The 17617-nt window shown below is 41.2% G+C and carries 15 protein-coding genes and 1 pseudogene; all 16 read left to right on the forward strand.

Going from position 1 to position 17617, the window contains the following annotated elements; translation table 11 throughout:
* Positions 1-61: 61 nt before the first annotated feature.
* The 16 genes and pseudogenes from B7703_RS02790 (at position 62) to B7703_RS02870 (ending at position 17596) form a co-directional block, all read left to right on the forward strand.
* Positions 62-1246, forward strand: a complete 1185-nt coding sequence (locus B7703_RS02790; protein WP_084923532.1) for an N-acetylmuramoyl-L-alanine amidase family protein — start codon at positions 62-64, stop codon at positions 1244-1246.
* A 741-nt stretch (positions 1247-1987) separates the two neighbouring features.
* Positions 1988-2851, forward strand: coding sequence for a GHKL domain-containing protein (locus tag B7703_RS10020; protein ID WP_000264921.1), 864 nt, complete (start codon positions 1988-1990; stop codon positions 2849-2851).
* Positions 2848-3579, forward strand: a complete 732-nt coding sequence (locus B7703_RS02800) for a response regulator transcription factor (protein ID WP_001221869.1) — start codon at positions 2848-2850, stop codon at positions 3577-3579. The genes B7703_RS10020 and B7703_RS02800 overlap by 4 nt, the downstream gene beginning before the upstream one ends.
* A 683-nt stretch (positions 3580-4262) precedes the next feature.
* Positions 4263-4460, forward strand: coding sequence for a class IIb bacteriocin, lactobin A/cerein 7B family (locus B7703_RS02805; protein WP_084923534.1), 198 nt, complete (start codon positions 4263-4265; stop codon positions 4458-4460).
* Between the two features lie 213 nt (positions 4461-4673).
* Positions 4674-4829, forward strand: a complete 156-nt coding sequence (locus tag B7703_RS02815) for a smi_0061 family bacteriocin-like peptide (protein WP_000357248.1) — start codon at positions 4674-4676, stop codon at positions 4827-4829.
* A gap of 3 nt (positions 4830-4832) precedes the next feature.
* Entirely contained in the window at positions 4833-5048 is a 216-nt protein-coding gene (locus B7703_RS10030) for a bacteriocin immunity protein (RefSeq protein WP_080550793.1), read from the forward strand.
* Between the two features lie 80 nt (positions 5049-5128).
* A complete protein-coding gene (locus B7703_RS02825) occupies positions 5129-5308 on the forward strand; it encodes a hypothetical protein (protein WP_000846993.1) in 180 nt (59 codons plus the stop codon).
* Between the two features lie 433 nt (positions 5309-5741).
* On the forward strand, positions 5742-7895 hold the full coding sequence (comA, locus tag B7703_RS02830) for a peptide cleavage/export ABC transporter ComA (protein ID WP_084923535.1): 2154 nt from the start codon (positions 5742-5744) through the stop codon (positions 7893-7895).
* Positions 7896-7907: 12 nt separating this feature from the next.
* Positions 7908-9257, forward strand: a complete 1350-nt coding sequence (comB, locus tag B7703_RS02835; RefSeq protein ID WP_084923537.1) for a competence pheromone export protein ComB — start codon at positions 7908-7910, stop codon at positions 9255-9257.
* Between the two features lie 169 nt (positions 9258-9426).
* Complete coding sequence (gene purC, locus B7703_RS02840) at positions 9427-10134, forward strand: phosphoribosylaminoimidazolesuccinocarboxamide synthase (protein ID WP_142358187.1); 708 nt, start codon at positions 9427-9429, stop codon at positions 10132-10134.
* Between the two features lie 76 nt (positions 10135-10210).
* A pseudogene (locus B7703_RS10260) lies at positions 10211-10279 on the forward strand (phosphoribosylaminoimidazolesuccinocarboxamide synthase); the annotation flags it as partial.
* A gap of 67 nt (positions 10280-10346) precedes the next feature.
* The gene (locus B7703_RS02850) at positions 10347-14072 is read left to right on the forward strand and encodes a phosphoribosylformylglycinamidine synthase (RefSeq protein WP_084923540.1); all 3726 of its coding nucleotides are present in this window, start codon (positions 10347-10349) and stop codon (positions 14070-14072) included.
* A 93-nt stretch (positions 14073-14165) separates the two neighbouring features.
* Positions 14166-15608 (forward strand): amidophosphoribosyltransferase, encoded by a 1443-nt coding sequence (gene purF / locus B7703_RS02855; protein WP_060627289.1) that lies wholly within the window; start codon positions 14166-14168, stop codon positions 15606-15608.
* 43 nt (positions 15609-15651) lie between these two features.
* Entirely contained in the window at positions 15652-16674 is a 1023-nt protein-coding gene (gene purM / locus B7703_RS02860; RefSeq protein ID WP_060627288.1) for a phosphoribosylformylglycinamidine cyclo-ligase, read from the forward strand.
* Positions 16671-17225, forward strand: coding sequence for a phosphoribosylglycinamide formyltransferase (purN, locus tag B7703_RS02865; RefSeq protein ID WP_060627287.1), 555 nt, complete (start codon positions 16671-16673; stop codon positions 17223-17225). Before purM ends, purN begins: the two co-directional genes overlap by 4 nt.
* Positions 17226-17227: 2 nt before the next feature.
* Positions 17228-17596 (forward strand): hypothetical protein, encoded by a 369-nt coding sequence (locus B7703_RS02870; protein WP_002224354.1) that lies wholly within the window; start codon positions 17228-17230, stop codon positions 17594-17596.
* Positions 17597-17617: the final 21 nt, after the last annotated feature.

Below are 17617 nucleotides of genomic sequence, written 5' to 3' on the forward strand. Positions count from 1 at the left end.
CGAACAGCTTTGTTTACTAGGAAGTCATGTTCATTTCGCTATAGAATAGGAGGAAATGGCTATGAAAAAATCTAAATTACTTACACTTGGTTTGCTTGCAGGTGCTGGTCTACTATTGTCTATCAATCAAGCACAGGCTGCAGATACTTGGGTTAAAAATGGCGCTGACTGGAATCTTTCTCAAGATGGCAGTCTTGCTAAAAATAAATGGGTACAAAATGCTGGTTCTTGGTACCACTTTGACGGTTCTGGAAAAATGCAGACAGGTTGGCTCAAAGACGGTAACACTTGGTATTTGCTCGCAGATAGTGGGGCTATGCGTACTGGCTGGTACAAGGAAGGCAATACATGGTATTCACTCGCAGATAGTGGCGCTATGCGCACTGGTTGGTACAAAGAAGGGTCTACTTGGTACTATCTTCATTTTAGTGGTTCTATGATGACAGGTTGGGTGTTCATAGATGGTAATTGGTATTATTTTGAACAATCAGGTGCAATGGCCTCTGATAGAGTTATAAATTCTAGTGATGGCACAGGCTATATTCTCAGCAAGGATGGCCATATGTTCACTTTACAAAATAGCCCTTATAAACATGGTGACATTGTTCGTTTAGGCGATGGATATGAATATCTGATTACAGCAAAATTTGACGGAAATAACTTTACTGATGTTATCGTGGATAAAAACACTTGGTATATCAAACCTGAGTTCAAGAAGTTTTCCGACAAATATGGGGATGAGGTTGCAAATACTACCTTAGCTTTAGTGGATAATAAAGAAGAAGGACAAGAAATTGATCCTAAAGCTGTTATTCGTAATTTCCAAAACCTACCAGGTCGATATTACTTTGGAGCAGATGGTCGTAGAGTATTACCACTTCCAGAGATGACAACTAGATCAGAAATCAAAAAAGTCGGCAATGATCTTTATCTAGAAGACCCAGGTGTACGACTTAGACTTCCATCTACTAACTTTACAATCAATAACAATAAACTATACTATTTAGATAATGGACAAGGTAAGCTCAAAACAGGTTACTTTGTACTGATTGATGATGGTATGGCTACAACCCTCCATCACTTACTTGTATATGCAGACCAATCTGGTGAGGTTCTTAAGATGAAACGCTTGCCATCAAGATTTTCAGATTATTTTGACAAAGAAATCGATGGTTTCTATGGTCAAAAAATTAAGATTACACAGCCAAATAAGTATGAATATTACAAGGTTCTTGTGGTAAAATAAATAGATAAGCAATCTTCACAACGAATATAAAAAATAAAACGTGCAAATCATTTTCAAGAGGCTTTAGATTTCTTGTATTTAAAAGAAACTAGGGCCTTTTGTAGATTTATAAGGGGATAGAGAGGATATAAAATTATGAAAAGGAGTTTGTCATGAAAATGAAAAATACATTTGTAGAATTGGAACAATTTGAAGATATTTACAGTTGGTGATATCTATTCCCAAAGCAAAGCTAGTGTTTTGCTACTAATGGGTTAATTAAACGGATTTATGATTATATTACTTGAATTTTTAGTGTTTATATTGATTTTAATCAATATTTTAGCTCCTCCGATTTATCTAGGTAGTCAACTCTCTAAAGCATTTTATGACAAACGTTCTATATTTCTTTTGGTAGTTTTTAAGCTATTTGCTACCTTCGTTTTTCCGAGTTTCTCGCATGTTGCCAATTTATTATTCTTTTATATAATATTTTGGATTGTGTTAAAGAAAAAGAAGAAGGAAGCTCTCTTTCTTGCACTTTATCTATTTGTGTTTTATCAAAGTATTCGATATTTGGTTTTGACATTTATAATACGATTGATATTTGACTACTCTGAACTATCTGATTTTTTGCATAGTGGATTTAATTCTGTATTTAGTTTGATTTCGTTGTTTTTGTCTGTTGTCATTTTAAGACGATGGGGAATTGATTTCAATATATTATTTTTAGATAAATTTCGATCGTTAGTGATGAAAAGTATGTGGATTTTATCCTTATTGTTTGGTTTCAGACTGTTTTCATCCATCATGTCTGGGGGATGTAATCCTTTCTACGTTCGTTTTGACACGACCATTTCTCTTCTGATTTTCATTCTCTTTTTCTCTTGGCTTTTTTACATCAAGCATTTGGAGCAGGTTTATCGTGATGAGCAGACCATTCAGAGACAGGAAGATGAAAATCGTTCCTTGCAAGGAATGGTGGACAAGCTGGGTCATCTCTATGATGAGGTTCGAGGTTTTCGTCATGATTTTGCAGGAATTGTCGCCAGTATGGAGCCTGCCATAGCGAATCAAGATATGGCTGAGGTGTCTACCATTTATCAAGATGTCTTTCTAAAGACAAATGAAAAGCTGAGGAAGGCAGATTACACAGCTTTTAATCTCCACAATATCCATGATATAGCCATTCGCAATACCTTGGCAAAAGCCATGATTGTGGCAGATAATCAGGGAATTCATTTTAGTTTGGAGACGGTGGGGGTTGTCGAAGAGCTGGCATTGCCGATGTTGGAGGCTATTCGGATCCTCTCTATCCTTACGACAAATGCCTTGGAAGCAGCCAGTGAGGCTGAAAATCCGCAGATTCGGGTTGCTTTGTTGGCAGGTGATAGAAGTGTCCGTTTTATCATTGAAAACACTCGTAAGAAAGAAGAACTGAATCCCAGCATTCTCAGTCAAAAGGGGTATTCGACCAAGGGTAACCACAGTGGACTGGGCTTAGCGACCTTGGAGGATATGGTTTTTCATTATGATTTAAACTTAGATACCCAGCTAGGAGAGACGACTTTTAGACAAGATTTAGAATTGCCATTTAAGGATGAGAAACGAGGGGGAGAGGAATGAGAATTTTAGTTTTGGAAGACGATAGAGTCCAGCAAGGACGGATAGAGCAGACTTTACTAGATATTGGTCGCTCTCGCAATTTAAGATTGGAAATTGATATTGCCAAAAACTATGGGGACGTTGAAAAGTATTCTCAGTATTTTGACCATTATCAGCTCTATTTATTAGATTTAGAGATTGATGGAGAGCGTGAACGGGGCTTTCAGGTTGCTCAACAGGTTCGGGAGCGAGATCCCTTTACAAGCATTGTCTTTGTGTCCACTCACTCGGAGGCCTTGCCTCTAGCTTTTCGCTATCACTTGTCTGCCTTAGATTTTATTTCCAAGGATCAGCCAGAGGAAGATTACCGTCATCAGTTGGAGCGCTGTCTGGACTATGTACTGGCAGTGGACAAGAGGGAAAATATGCGTCTCTTCACCTATAGTTTTGAGGGAAGACGTGGCTTTACTCTGCCCTACCATGAAATTTTAGCCTTTGAAACCTCAGTGGAATCCCACCGTATCAAGGTTTATTATGCCAATCATTCTATCAAGACCATTTATGGCAGTCTCAAGGATATCGCTGCCAAGGCTGAAAAAGATTACTTTGTCTATGCCAATCGCAATACTTTAGTCAGTTTACAGGCAATTGAAGAGATGACTGCCACAGAAGTGACCTTGTTAGAAGGCTTGCATTTCCCCGTATCACGGACAGCCAGAAGAACACTTAAAAAACATCTCAATGTCTAATATCTGTTAGACTTGGATGAGTTTATCAATAAGAATGTCGGAAAATTTTCTGATATTCTTATTTTTTTGACTTCTTTTTCGAATAGATAGGTAAGAGGAAAAGGAAAGGAGCCTAGTTCATGTTTATATCAATGTTCTATCCATGGTTCACTGAGTTATTTTTTAAATAAATTTAATTTAGTTGTACATTTTCGAAATTTTTTCGATTAGATAAGTAAGAGGAAAAGAGTTTGCTTCATGTATCTACCAATTTTCTATTCATGGTACATTAAATTATTTTTCAAATAAATTTAATTTAGTTGTACATTTTCGAAATTTTTTTCGAATAGATAAGCAAGAGGAAACAGAAAGGAGTCTGGTTTATGTATCTACCAATCTTGTATCCGTGGTTCATTAAATTATTTTTTAAATAAAATTTAATTTAGTTGTACATTTTCGAAATTTTTTTCGAATAGATAAGTAAGAGGAAAAGGAAGGAGACTACGCGATGTATTTACCAATCTTATTGCCATGGTTTATCAAATGGTATTTAAAATAAATGAAATCTACCTGTTCATTTTAAATCACTTCTCAAATAGATAAGTGAGACGAAAAGGAATTCAGTAATTTATCTATTCTGGTTTTTAAAATGGTTTAAGAGCCAGAAATCGTAAACTAAAAAATAGAAATAAAGGAGAAAAAAGATGACAAATTTTGACAAAATGGAACAGAACTTTGTAGCTCTTACAGAAGAAGAGTTGATGAATGTAGATGGAGGAATTGCACCAATTATTATTGGTGGTGTAGTTATTGGTTGGAAATTAATTGGAGGTGTAGCTACGCTTGCTACAGTTTCAGCAGGTGCGGGTATAGCTGCAGGATATTATGCTAATCGACCATAATTTTGTAGATATATATGAAATTTGTTAAATTAATGTTGAAGATTTGGCCTGAGCTTATGGTATTACTTAGTTCAATATCTTATACAATTATCAGGTTGGTAGCTGATGTGAATAAGCTACCCTTACCTACATGGTTTGATGATTTTAATATACCAACAATTTCATTGTTTTTAATGGTATTCATTTTATTATATAGAAGTAAAGGAGAAAAGAATGGATAAATTTCAAGTAGTTGATGAGAAAGATTTGCAAGTAATTGAAGGAGGAATTGAACCTATTTCGATTATATTTGGCCTAAGTGCTATTGCATTTGGCGCATTTGGGGCTGGTTACACATTTGGTTCAGATTTGGCTCGTCGTGGGCGTTAGATAATGAATAATCGCAACCTTAATCTCAATACATTGTTACCTAAACTAGCCACGATATTTCCTTTGTTGGGAATAACTCTTAATGTCGCGCTTCATGTGATTCGTACAGGTTCGTTAGTATCCTTTAATTGGCAATGGACTTTGGTTGGTTTGCTTTTCGCAGGATATTTTGGTATTTTTCGCAAAGATTTGTCAAAAAATAATCAAAGATATAAATGATGAATCTGAATCAAAGGGATTTTGTGCATGTGAATGGCAGAACTTTCCGCCATTTCTTATCAGGTAAATAGGAGTCTAACATGAAAACATTTTTATTAGGTTTTGCTGAGGGTTATTTTACCGTATCGCTCATAATCTACATCGCAACGTATTTGATTTTGAAAAATCCGATCAATACCCTATTTTATCCAGAAATTTACCCTGTTTTATTTGGGCTCTTTTATCTAGGATATAAGGTCAATAAAAAGCAAGTAGAGTAAGTAGCTAAGAATGACTTGTTAGTCTGCGCTAAAATGACTAGGGTATAATCTCAGAATGCATCACATCGGAGTTTAAAAGGAGTAACTATGAATCGTAATTTAGAACGGTGTTATCTATTCTGACTAGTAATAGATCATACCAGAGGTGGCTTAGAAATAACAGGGACATTAGAAATTGTAGTAATAAATAGGATGTCGTGAATGTTACTATCAATGATTTATTTGTTCCAAGATTGCCTAGGGTGTCAGTAAAAAATCAATTTCCTTTCATACCATATTTTTAGTAGGTAGGACGTTTGTTCTGCCTATTTTTTTATCCAAAAAGTGCAGTTGGGAGGGAGATAGGCGCATTTGGGGAGGAAGTCCAGTTTTTGTTTGGTGATTGGGGTAAGATAGTTGTTATCAGATGAGTATTAGGAAAAAGGAGATGAATATGAAATTTGGGAAACGTCACTATCGTCCGCAAGTGGATCAGATGGACTGCGGTGTAGCTTCATTAGCCATGGTTTTTGGCTACTATGGTAGCTATTATTCTTTGGCTCACTTGCGTGAATTGGCTAAGACGACCATGGATGGGACGACGGCTTTGGGCTTGGTCAAGGTGGCAGAGGAGATTGGTTTTGAGACGCGGGCCATTAAGGCGGATATGACGCTCTTTGACTTGCCAGATTTGACTTTTCCTTTTGTTGCTCATGTGCTTAAGGAAGGGAAATTGCTCCACTACTATGTGGTGACTGGGCAGGATAAGGATAGCATTCATATTGCTGATCCAGATCCTGGGGTGAAGTTGACTAAACTGCCACGTGAGCGTTTTGCGGAAGAATGGACAGGAGTGACTCTTTTTATGGCACCTAGTCCAGACTACAAGCCTCATAAGGATCAAAAGAATGGTCTTCTTTCTTTTATCCCTATATTAGTGAAGCAGCGTGGCTTGATTGCCAATATCGTTTTGGCGACACTCTTGGTAACCTTGATTAACATTGTGGGTTCTTATTATTTGCAGTCTATCATTGATACCTATGTGCCAGATCAGATGCGTTCGACGTTGGGGATTATTTCTATTGGGCTGGTGATTGTTTATATTCTTCAGCAGATCTTGTCTTACGCTCAGGAGTATCTCTTACTTGTTTTGGGGCAACGCTTATCGATTGATGTGATTTTGTCCTACATCAAGCATGTTTTTCACCTACCTATGTCCTTTTTTGCGACACGCAGGACAGGGGAAATCGTGTCTCGTTTCACGGATGCTAACAGTATTATCGATGCGCTGGCTTCGACCATCCTTTCGATTTTCCTAGATGTGTCAACGGTTGTCATTATTTCTCTTGTTTTATTTTCACAAAATACCAATCTCTTTTTCATGACTTTATTGGCACTTCCTATCTATACAGTGATTATCTTTGCTTTTATGAAGCCGTTTGAAAAGATGAATCGGGATACCATGGAAGCCAATGCGGTTCTGTCTTCTTCTATCATTGAGGACATCAATGGTATTGAGACTATCAAGTCTTTGACTAGTGAAAGTCAGCGTTACCAAAAAATTGACAAGGAATTTGTGGATTATCTGAAAAAATCCTTTACCTATAGTCGGGCAGAGAGTCAGCAAAAGGCTCTGAAAAAAGTTGCCCATCTCTTACTCAATGTCGGCATTCTCTGGATGGGAGCTGTTCTGGTCATGGATGGCAAGATGAGTTTGGGACAGTTGATTACCTATAATACCTTGCTGGTTTACTTTACCAATCCTTTGGAAAATATCATCAATCTGCAAACCAAGCTTCAGACAGCGCAGGTTGCCAATAACCGTCTGAATGAAGTTTATCTGGTAGCTTCTGAGTTTGAGGAGAAGAAAACAGTTGAGGATTTGAGCTTGATGAAGGGAGATATGACCTTCAAGCAGGTTCATTACAAGTATGGCTATGGTCGAGACGTCTTGTCGGCTATCAATTTGACTATTCCCCAAGGCTCTAAGGTGGCTTTTGTGGGAATTTCAGGGTCAGGTAAGACGACATTGGCCAAGATGATGGTTAATTTTTACGACCCAAGTCAAGGAGAGATTAGTCTGGGTGGTGTCAATCTTAATCAGATTGACAAAAAGGCCCTGCGCCAGTATATCAACTATCTGCCTCAACAGCCCTATGTATTTAACGGAACGATTTTGGAGAATCTTCTTTTGGGAGCCAAGGAGGGGACGACACAGGAAGATATCTTACGGGCGGTCGAATTGGCAGAGATTCGGGAGGATATCGAGCGCATGCCTCTGAATTACCAGACGGAATTGACTTCGGATGGAGCAGGGATTTCAGGTGGGCAACGTCAGAGAATCGCTCTGGCGCGTGCTCTCTTAACAGATGCCCCTGTCTTGATTTTGGATGAGGCGACCAGTAGTTTGGATATTTTGACAGAGAAGCGAATTGTTGATAATCTCATGGCTTTAGACAAGACTTTGATTTTTATTGCTCACCGTTTGACCATTGCTGAGCGGACAGAGAAGGTTGTTGTCTTGGATCAAGGCAAGATTGTTGAAGAAGGAAAGCATGCTGATTTGCTTGCACAGGGTGGCTTCTACGCCCATTTGGTGAATAGCTAGAAAGAGGAGAGGATGAAACCAGAATTTTTAGAAAGTGCGGAGTTTTATAATCGTCGATACCATAATTTTTCTAGTCGGGTGATTGTACCCATGTCCCTTCTGCTCGTGTTTTTACTTGGCTTTGCAACTTTGGCAGAGAAGGAGATGAGTTTGTCAACTAGAGCTACTGTTGAGCCTAATCGTATCCTTGCAAATATCCAGTCAACTAGCAACAATCGTATTCTTGTCAATCATTTGGAAGAAAATAAGCTGGTTAAGAAGGGGGAGCTTCTGCTTCAATATCAGGAAGGGGCAGAAGGTGTTCAAGCGGAGTCTTATGCCAGTCAGTTGGACATGTTAAAGAATCAAAAAAAGCAATTGGAGTATTTGCAAAAGAGCCTGCAAGAAGGGACGGATTACTTTCCAGAGGAGGATAAGTTTGGCTACCAGGCCACCTTTCGCGACTACATCAGCCAAGCAGGCAGTCTTAGGGCTAGTACATCGCAACAAAATGAGACCATCGCATCTCAGAATGCAGCAGCTAGTCAAACCCAAGCTGAAATCGGGAACCTCATCAGTCAAACAGAGGCTAAAATTCGCGATTACCAGACAGCTAAGTCAGCTATTGAAACAGGTACTTCCTTGGCCAGTCAGAATCTAGCCTACTCTCTCTACCAGTCTTACAAGTCTCAGGGGGAGGAAAATCCGCAAGCTAAGGCTCAGGCTGTTGCACAGGTTGAAGCACAGCTTTCTCAGTTAGAATCTAGTCTTGCTACTTACCGTGTCCAGTATGCAGGTTCAGGTATTCAGCAAGCCTATGCATCAGGATTAAGCAGTCAATTAGAGTCCCTTAAATCTCAACATTTGGCTAAGGTTGGTCAGGAATTGACCCTTCTAGACCAGAAAATCTTGGAGGTAGAATCAGGTAAGAAGGTACAGGGAAGTCTTTTAGACAAGGGGAAAATTATGGCGAGTGAGGATGGGGTGCTTCATCTTAATCCTGAGACCAGTGATTCTACCATGGTAGCAGAAGGTACCCTACTAGCTCAACTCTATCCATCCTTGGAAAAAGAAAGGAAAGCCAAACTAACAGCTTATCTCAGTTCAAAAGATGTAGCAAGGATCAAGGTCGGTGATTCTGTTCGCTATACGACTACTCATGATGCCAAGAATCAACTTTTCCTAGATTCTACTATTACAAGTATTGATGCAACAGCTACTAAGACTGAAAAAGGGAATTTCTTTAAAATCGAGGCGGAGACTAATCTGACTTCGGAGCAGACTGAAAAACTTCGGTACGGGGTGGAAGGTCGCCTGCAGATGATTACGGGCAAGAAAAGTTACCTGCGTTATTATTTAGATCAATTTTTGAACAAAGAGTAATGTTCGTGTTTTTAGATTTAAATGATTTTAAAACTGTGAGAAAGATATTTCTTGCGGTTTTTTCTTTATGATTTTTGAGGTTACTACGTTATTTATTCGGTTAAATTCTTGTAATTTTAGGTTTTTTATGGTAGAATGTGCTCAAGTAATACGAAAGGCGAACTTTAAAATGTCAAAACAATTGATCTATTCGGGAAAAGCTAAAGATATCTATACAACTGAGGATGAAAATCTTATTATTTCAACTTACAAGGACCAGGCGACTGCTTTCAATGGTGTTAAGAAGGAGCAGATTGCAGGTAAGGGAGTGTTGAATAATCAGATTTCATCTTTTATTTTTGAGAAATTAAATGCGGCTGGTGTGGCGACTCACTTTGTGGAGAAACTTTCAGATACGGAACAACTCAATAAAAAGGTGGAAATCATTCCTTTGGAAGTCGTGCTTCGCAACTACACGGCTGGTTCCTTTTCAAAACGTTTTGGTGTGGATGAGGGAATCGCCTTGGAGATTCCGATTGTTGAATTTTACTATAAAAATGATGATTTGGATGATCCATTCATCAATGATGAGCATGTGAAATTCCTACAGATTGCGGATGACCAGCAAATCGCCTACTTGAAGGAAGAAACTCGTCGGATCAATGAACTCTTGAAAGCCTGGTTTGCTGAGATTGGCCTTAAGTTGATTGACTTTAAGCTAGAGTTCGGTTTTGACAAGGATGGCAAGATTATCTTAGCAGATGAATTTTCACCAGATAACTGCCGTTTGTGGGATGCGGATGGCAACCACATGGATAAGGATGTTTTCCGTAGAGGATTGGGAGAACTAACAGACGTTTACGAGATTGTTTGGGAGAAATTGCAGGGATTGAAATAATCTGTTTGCAACGGAAAACCTTCGTCTCTCAACTAAAAGGACTCAGGCTGAAAAGGTCCCCCAGACCTTTTCACTCCGTAGGGGATTGGGAGAACTGACAGACGTTTACGAGATCGTCTGGGAAAAGTTGCAGGAATTGAAATAATCTATTTGCAAGACTCTCAAGGTAATTTGGAAACATTGTAAGAGCTGAAATAAAGGAATAAGGATTGATGGATAAACGTATTTTTGTTGAAAAAAAGGCTGATTTTCAGGTCAAGTCAGAGAGTTTGGTGAGAGAACTCCAGCACAACTTGGGGCTTTCAAGCTTGAAAAGTATTCGTATTGTGCAAGTGTATGATGTATTTGACTTGGCAGAGGACCTGTTTGCACCTGCAGAGAAACATATTTTCTCTGAGCAGGTGACAGACCATGTTTTGGACGAAGCGGCTGTGCAGGCGGATCTTGCCAACTATGTTTTCTTTGCCATTGAAAGCCTACCAGGGCAGTTTGACCAGCGTGCAGCATCTTCACAGGAAGCTTTGCTTTTACTAGGAAGTTCGAGTGATGTAACGGTTAATACAGCCCAACTTTACTTGGTGAATAAAGATATTGATGCGACTGAGTTAGAAGCGGTCAAAAACTACTTACTCAACCCAGTTGATTCTCGTTTCAAGGACATCACGACAGGGATTGCCAAGCAGGAATTTTCAGAGTCAGACAAGACCATTCCGAAATTGACTTTCTTTGAAAGCTATACAGCAGAAGACTTTGCTCGCTACAAGGCTGAGCAAGGGATGGCCATGGAAGTGGATGATTTGCTCTTTATCCAAGACTATTTCAAGTCAATCGGGCGCGTGCCGACGGAAACAGAACTCAAGGTTTTGGACACTTACTGGTCTGACCACTGCCGTCACACGACTTTTGAGACTGAGTTAAAGCAGATTGATTTCTCAGCTTCTAAATTCCAAAAACAATTGCAGTCAACCTATGATAAATATATCGCTATGCGCGATGAGTTGGGGCGTTCTGAAAAACCGCAAACCTTGATGGATATGGCGACTATTTTCGGTCGTTATGAGCGTGCCAATGGACGTTTGGACGACATGGAAGTGTCTGATGAAATAAACGCCTGCTCAGTAGAAATCGAAGTGGACGTTGATGGTGTGAAAGAACCATGGCTTCTCATGTTTAAAAATGAAACTCACAACCATCCAACGGAAATTGAGCCATTTGGTGGGGCGGCTACTTGTATTGGTGGGGCTATTCGTGACCCATTATCAGGTCGCTCATATGTTTACCAAGCTATGCGGATCTCAGGTGCTGGTGATATTACAGCACCGATTTCAGAAACTCGCGCTGGTAAATTGCCACAACAAGTTATTTCTAAAACAGCTGCTCATGGTTATTCTTCATACGGTAACCAGATTGGGCTTGCGACGACCTACGTTCGTGAGTATTTCCACCCAGGCTTTGTAGCTAAGCGTATGGAGCTAGGTGCTGTTGTCGGTGCGGCTCCTAAGGGCAATGTTGTCCGTGAAAAACCGGAAGCGGGTGATGTAATTATCCTCCTTGGAGGTAAGACTGGACGTGATGGTGTCGGTGGTGCGACAGGTTCTTCCAAGGTTCAAACAGTTGAGTCTGTAGAGACTGCTGGAGCTGAGGTTCAAAAAGGAAATGCTATCGAAGAACGTAAGATTCAACGTCTTTTCCGTAATGGTGAAGTGACACGTCTGATCAAAAAATCAAATGACTTTGGTGCTGGTGGTGTCTGTGTAGCTATTGGTGAATTAGCAGACGGTCTTGAAATCGACCTCAACAAGGTGCCTCTTAAATACCAGGGCTTGAATGGTACTGAAATTGCCATCTCTGAATCTCAAGAACGGATGGCAGTCGTGGTTCGTCCTGAAGATGTGGATGCCTTCGTTGCTGAATGTAATAAAGAAAATATTGACGCTGTTGTGGTGGCAACAGTGACTGAAAAACCAAATCTAGTCATGCACTGGAATGGTGAAACAATTGTCGACTTGGAACGTCGTTTCCTTGATACAAACGGTGTGCGCGTGGTCGTTGATGCAAAGGTTGTGGACAAGGATGTCAAGCTCCCAGAAGAGCGCACAACAAACTCTGATACACTTGAAGCTGATACCCTTGCGGTTCTATCTGATTTGAACCATGCGAGTCAAAAAGGCTTGCAGACTATCTTTGACTGCTCTGTTGGACGCTCAACGGTTAATCACCCACTTGGTGGTCGTTACCAACTCACACCAACTGAGGCATCTGTGCAGAAATTACCAGTTCAACACGGTGTGACTCATACTGCGTCAGTCATGGCTCAAGGATTCAACCCATATGTAGCTGAATGGTCTCCATATCACGGTGCTGCCTATGCGGTTATTGAAGCGACTGCTCGTTTGGTTGCTGCTGGTGCCAACTGGTCTAAGGCTCGCTTCTCTTACCAAGAGTACTTCGAGCGTATGGACAAGCAAGCTGAGCGTTTTGGTCAGCCAGTAGCAGCTCTTCTAGGCTCTATCGAAGCTCAGATTCAGCTTGGCTTGCCATCTATCGGTGGTAAGGACTCTATGTCTGGTACTTTTGAAGAATTGACGGTGCCACCAACCTTGGTTGCTTTTGGAGTGACAACAGCAGATAGCCGTAAGGTGCTCTCTCCAGAATTTAAAGCTGTTGGGGAAAATATCTACTACATTCCAGGCCAAGCACTTTCAGCAGAGATTGATTTTGACTTGACTAAGAAAAATTTTGCTCAGTTTGAAGACATCCAGGCTGGCTACAAAGTGACATCTGCGTCAGCTGTTAAATACGGCGGTGTGCTTGAAAGTTTGGTCCTTGCTACCTTTGGAAATCATATCGGTGCAGAGGTAACCTTGCCTGAACTAGAAATGGCTTTGACAGCACAATTAGGTGGATTTGTCTTTACTTCTCCTGAAGAAATTGCTGGAGTAGAGAAAATCGGTCAAACAAGTGCAGACTTTACACTAACTGTCAACGGTGTGAAGCTAGATGGACACAAACTTGACAGTGCCTTCCAAGGAAAACTGGAAGAAGTTTACCCAACAGAATTTGCCCAAGCCAAAGAACTAGCTGAAGTACCAGCTGTGGCATCAGATGTTGTGATTAAAGCAAAAGAAAAGGTTGAAAAACCTGTGGTTTATATCCCAGTCTTCCCGGGCACCAACTCGGAATATGACTCAGCCAAGGCCTTCGAAAAAGAAGGTGCAGAGGTCAACTTGGTGCCATTTGTGACCTTGAATGAAGAGGCTATTGTCAAGTCAGTTGAAACCATGGTTGACAACATCGGCAAGGCTAACATTCTCTTCTTTGCAGGTGGTTTCTCAGCTGCGGACGAGCCAGATGGTTCAGCTAAGTTTATCGTCAACATCCTTCTCAATGAAAAAGTCCGTGTGGCTATTGATAGCTTTATCGCCCGTGGTGGCTTGATTATCGGTATCTGTAATGGATTCCAGGCCTTGGTCAAATCAGGTCTTCTTCCCTACGGGAACTTTGAAGATGCCAAAAGTACGAGCCCAACCCTCTTCTACAATGATGCCAACCAACACGTGGCCAAGATGGTAGAAACTCGCATTGCCAATACCAACTCACCATGGTTAGCTGCGGTGCAAGTGGGCGATATCCACGCTATTCCTGTTTCACACGGTGAAGGGAAATTTGTCGTGACGGCTGAGGAATTTGCGGAACTCCGTGACAATGGACAAATTTTCAGCCAATACGTGGACTTCGAAGGCAAACCAAGTATGGATTCTAAGTACAATCCAAATGGTTCTGTAAATGCTATAGAGGGAATTACTAGCAAGAACGGCCAAATCATTGGTAAAATGGGACACTCAGAACGTTATGAGGATGGTCTTTTCCAAAATATCCCAGGAAATAAAGACCAGCACCTGTTTACGTCGGCGGTTAAATACTTTACTGGAAAATAAGACTTACAGATTTTCTAATAGATAGTATCAGTAATGTAAAAGTCATGTAGATTTAGCTCTTGGTGCTACACAAATAAAAATTAGGTATATAAAATGACATACGAAGTAAAATCTCTTAATGAAGAATGTGGTGTTTTCGGTATCTGGGGACATCCAGATGCTGCTAAATTGACCTATTTTGGACTCCACAGTCTTCAGCACCGTGGTCAAGAGGGGGCAGGAATCCTCTCCAATGACCAAGGGAAACTACAGCGGCATCGCGATATGGGTCTTCTATCAGAAGTCTTCAGAAATCCTGCTAACTTAGATAAATTGACAGGAGCTGGTGCGATTGGGCATGTTCGTTACGCGACTGCTGGCGAAGCTTCTGTAGATAACATTCAGCCCTTCCTCTTCCGTTTTCACGATATGCAGTTTGGATTGGCTCATAATGGAAATCTGACCAATGCAGCCTCTCTCAAGAAAGAACTGGAACAAAGAGGAGCGATTTTCAGCGCGACTTCGGACTCAGAAATCTTGGCTCACCTCATTCGTCGCAGTCACAATCCGAACTTGATGGGCAAAATCAAGGAAGCGCTCAGCCTTGTCAAAGGTGGTTTTGCCTATATCTTGCTGTTTGAGGACAAGTTGATTGCGGCTCTTGACCCCAATGGTTTCCGTCCACTTTCTATCGGGAAAATGGCCAACGGAGCGGTGGTGGTTTCCTCTGAAACCTGTGCTTTTGAGGTTATTGGTGCTGAATGGATTCGTGATTTGAAGCCAGGTGAGATTGTGATCATTGATGACAAGGGCATCCAGTATGATAGCTATACAGATGATACTCAGTTAGCAATCTGTTCCATGGAGTATATCTACTTTGCTCGCCCTGATTCTAATATTCATGGTGTCAATGTCCATACGGCTCGTAAACGTATGGGTGCCCAATTGGCGCGTGAATTCAAGCATGAGGCAGATATTGTGGTAGGTGTGCCCAATTCTTCCCTCAGCGCGGCTATGGGATTTGCGGAAGAATCTGGGCTACCAAATGAAATGGGCCTTATCAAGAACCAATACACCCAACGGACCTTTATCCAACCGACTCAAGAATTGCGGGAGCAAGGGGTGCGGATGAAACTATCTGCTGTTTCTGGTGTTGTAAAAGGCAAGCGTGTGGTTATGATTGATGACTCTATTGTACGTGGAACAACCTCTCGTCGTATCGTTCAGCTCTTGAAAGAAGCGGGTGCAACTGAGGTTCACGTGGCTATTGGCAGTCCAGCGCTAGCTTATCCATGTTTCTACGGGATTGATATCCAGACCCGTCAGGAACTGATTGCGGCCAATCATACGGTTGAAGAAACTCGCCAAATCATTGGTGCGGACAGTCTGACCTATCTGTCTGTTGAAGGTTTGATTGAGTCAATTGGTATTGAAACGGATGCGCCAAATGGTGGTCTATGTGTCGCTTACTTTGACGGTGACTACCCAACACCTCTCTATGACTATGAGGAAGACTATCGTCGAAGTTTGGAAGAAAAGACCAGTTTTTACAAATAGACGGATAAAGATTCTCCATTAAAGGAAAGGAAGAGGAGACAAAATGACAAATAAGAATGCTTATGCCCAGTCGGGTGTAGATGTTGAAGCGGGTTATGAAGTTGTTGAACGAATCAAAAAGCACGTGGCACGTACGGAGCGTGCAGGTGTCATGGGAGCTCTGGGTGGCTTTGGTGGTATGTTTGACCTTTCAAAGACTGGGGTTAAAGAACCCGTCTTGATTTCAGGAACTGATGGTGTCGGAACCAAGCTCATGCTGGCTATCAAGTACGACAAGCACGATACCATCGGTCAGGACTGTGTGGCCATGTGTGTCAATGATATCATCGCTACAGGTGCGGAGCCCCTCTATTTCCTTGACTACGTCGCAACTGGCAAGAATGAACCAGCTAAGCTAGAACAAGTAGTCGCTGGTGTGGCAGAAGGTTGTGTAAAGGCAGGTGCCGCCCTCATTGGTGGAGAAACGGCTGAAATGCCTGGTATGTATGGTGCAGATGACTATGACTTGGCTGGTTTTGCAGTCGGTGTGGCTGAAAAATCTCAAATTATTGACGGCTCCAAGGTGGCAGAAGGAGATGTTCTTCTTGGACTTGCTTCAAGTGGGATTCACTCCAATGGTTACTCTCTGGTTCGTCGTGTCTTTGCAGACTACACAGGTGAGGAAGTTTTGCCAGAATTGGAAGGCAAGAAACTCAAGGAAGTTTTGCTTGAGCCGACTCGTATCTATGTCAAGGCTGTTTTGCCACTTATCAAGGAAGGCTTGGTCAACGGTATTGCCCACATCACAGGTGGTGGCTTCATTGAGAATGTCCCTCGTATGTTTGCAGCTGACCTAGCAGCTGAGATTGAAGAAAGCAAGGTACCAGTTTTGCCAATCTTCAAAGCCCTTGAAAAATACGGTGAAATCAAGCATGAAGAAATGTTTGAAATCTTCAATATGGGTGTGGGGCTCATGTTGGCTGTCAGCCCTGAAAATGTAGAGCGTGTCAAAGAATTATTGGATGAACCAGTCTATGAAATTGGTCGCATCGTCAAGAAAGAAAACGAAAGTGTCATCATCAAATGAAAAAAATAGCGGTTTTTGCCTCTGGTAATGGCTCAAATTTTCAGGTGATTGCTGAAGAGTTTCCGGTGGAGTTTGTCTTTTCAGACCATCGTGACGCTTATGTGCTCGAGCGGGCGGACAGGCTCGGCGTTCTGTCCTATGCTTTTGAACTCAAAGAGTTTGAGAGTAAGGCAGACTACGAAGCAGCCCTTGTCGAACTTTTGGAAGAACACCAGATTGACTTGGTTTGCCTAGCAGGCTACATGAAAATCGTTGGGCCAACCTTATTGGCGGCTTATGAAGGTCGGATTATCAACATTCATCCAGCCTACCTGCCAGAGTTTCCAGGAGCTCATGGGATTGAGGATGCTTGGAATGCTGGAGTTGCTGAGAGCGGCGTGACCATTCATTGGGTGGATTCAGGTGTGGATACAGGAAAGATTATCAAACAAGTGCGTGTGCCACGGCTTGAAGGGGATACCCTAGATACTTTCGAGACTCGCATACACGAAACAGAGTACAAACTGTATCCAGAATTGTTGGATATTTTGGGAGTGGAGAGGAAGAAATGATTATGGACCAATACTATATGGAGTTAAAGAATAAGTTATCTAACAGACCAATCCTACTGGATAATACTAATGATTTTCTTTTTGTTTTAGTAAATACAGTGAAAGCTATGATAGAAAATACTGATAAAAGTCAGCTTTCAGAGTTAGATAAAATTTTAGACGGTGTCACAAGTCAAGAATTGAAACTTGCCTATGATTTTTGTCAAGGGAAATTCGGTCAAGCAGGTTTTTCTTATCGTAGGCACCCGAATTATTTTTATTTGTCCAGTTTAATTGCGACTTTTCCAGAATTTGAGTTGTCTAAAGCAGACCGAGATTACCTCAAAGGAATCATAAATTTTGATAACTACCTTTTATATGAGTTAGATTAGTCTTTAATCACCTCAAAACCC

It is taken from the genome of Streptococcus mitis, assembly GCF_002096735.1.
GTDB classification, from domain to species: Bacteria; Bacillota; Bacilli; order Lactobacillales; family Streptococcaceae; genus Streptococcus; species Streptococcus mitis_CZ.

Coding starts and splice junctions, on each gene's coding strand:
- comB (WP_084923537.1), top strand. CDS start 7,908: ATGAAACCAGAATTTTTAGAAAGTGCGGAGTTTTATAATCGTCGATAC.
- B7703_RS02870 (WP_002224354.1), top strand. CDS start 17,228: ATGGACCAATACTATATGGAGTTAAAGAATAAGTTATCTAACAGACCA.
- comA (WP_084923535.1), top strand. CDS start 5,742: ATGAAATTTGGGAAACGTCACTATCGTCCGCAAGTGGATCAGATGGAC.
- purM (WP_060627288.1), top strand. CDS start 15,652: ATGACAAATAAGAATGCTTATGCCCAGTCGGGTGTAGATGTTGAAGCG.
- purN (WP_060627287.1), top strand. CDS start 16,671: ATGAAAAAAATAGCGGTTTTTGCCTCTGGTAATGGCTCAAATTTTCAG.
- B7703_RS02800 (WP_001221869.1), top strand. CDS start 2,848: ATGAGAATTTTAGTTTTGGAAGACGATAGAGTCCAGCAAGGACGGATA.
- B7703_RS02850 (WP_084923540.1), top strand. CDS start 10,347: ATGGATAAACGTATTTTTGTTGAAAAAAAGGCTGATTTTCAGGTCAAG.
- B7703_RS02825 (WP_000846993.1), top strand. CDS start 5,129: ATGAAAACATTTTTATTAGGTTTTGCTGAGGGTTATTTTACCGTATCG.
- B7703_RS02815 (WP_000357248.1), top strand. CDS start 4,674: ATGGATAAATTTCAAGTAGTTGATGAGAAAGATTTGCAAGTAATTGAA.
- B7703_RS10030 (WP_080550793.1), top strand. CDS start 4,833: ATGAATAATCGCAACCTTAATCTCAATACATTGTTACCTAAACTAGCC.
- purF (WP_060627289.1), top strand. CDS start 14,166: ATGACATACGAAGTAAAATCTCTTAATGAAGAATGTGGTGTTTTCGGT.
- purC (WP_142358187.1), top strand. CDS start 9,427: ATGTCAAAACAATTGATCTATTCGGGAAAAGCTAAAGATATCTATACA.
- B7703_RS02790 (WP_084923532.1), top strand. CDS start 62: ATGAAAAAATCTAAATTACTTACACTTGGTTTGCTTGCAGGTGCTGGT.
- B7703_RS10020 (WP_000264921.1), top strand. CDS start 1,988: ATGTGGATTTTATCCTTATTGTTTGGTTTCAGACTGTTTTCATCCATC.
- B7703_RS02805 (WP_084923534.1), top strand. CDS start 4,263: ATGACAAATTTTGACAAAATGGAACAGAACTTTGTAGCTCTTACAGAA.